Source organism: Acidovorax sp. GW835-FHT14B10, assembly GCF_058793725.1.
This window is the reverse complement of the sequence record NZ_JBXAGC010000078.1, coordinates 1-961: the sequence shown is the minus strand read 5'-3', so window position 1 is coordinate 961 and position 961 is coordinate 1. Positions and strand designations below refer to the sequence as shown.

Sequence of the window (961 nt, the reverse complement as noted above, 5' to 3'; positions counted from 1 at the left end):
CCCGCTTCGTGCCATTGCGCTGTGGAGTTGCCTCGCACGATACCTTTGCGCGGGTGTTTCGCCTGCTCGATGCCCGGCAATTGGAGCTGGCCTGCCAGCAGTGGCTTATGCAGGTGGCGGGTCAGGTGCAAGGCACGGTGGCCATTGATGGCAAGAGCGTGCGCGGCAGCCGCAAGGGCGATGCGCCTCGGGCGCTGCACATGGTCAGCGCCTGGGCTGCAGACATGGGAGTATTGCTGGGCCAATGCAAGGTCGATGGCAAAAGCAACGAGATCACGGCCATCCCCGAGTTGCTGCGTCTGTTGCACCTGAAGGGCTGCATCGTCACCATCGATGCCATCGGCTGCCAAAAGACCATCGCCCAGCAGTTGCACGAGCATGGCGCGGACTATGTTCTGTCGCTCAAGGGCAACCAGCGGCACATGCACGAAGTGGTGCGAAAGCACTTTGAAACGCCAGGCACTGCCGCACAGCAGGACAACACCTACACCGAACGCTCCAGTGGCCATGGGCGTGTGGAACTGCGCAGCTACCTGGTCAGCCCTGTGCCACAGGCCCTGCAGCGGGCTGCAGCCCACTGGCCCGGGCTGTCCAGCGTGGTGCAGGTCGTGCGCCAGCGCCAGCAGTCGGGCCAAAGCGCCAGCGAAGAAGTCAGCTACTACATAAGCAGCCTGCCCGCGTACACCCAGGCGCATGTGCTGGCGCATAGCATCCGCGCACACTGGAGCGTGGAGAACCAGTTGCACTGGAGCTTGGACGTAGCCATGCGTGAGGATGCTGCTCAGTCATACAAGGATCAAGGCCCGCATAACCAGACCGTGCTGCGGCGCATGGCATTGCAGATGCTCAAGAGTGATACCTCGGTGAAGATTGGCGTGCAGGCCAAGCGCAAGCGTGCGGGGTGGAATCTGGGCTATCTGGAGCGCGTCTTGGGTATCACTATTTAGATGCGATTGCCCTG

General features: G+C 62.0%; 1 protein-coding gene. It reads left to right on the top strand.

Annotated features, from left to right (window positions below; all coding sequences use genetic code 11):
* Window positions 1–947: ISAs1 family transposase (locus AC1Q5S_RS22280; RefSeq protein WP_492239460.1), on the top strand; the 947-nt coding region annotated here is incomplete at its 5' end.
* Window positions 948–961 lie beyond the last annotated feature (14 nt).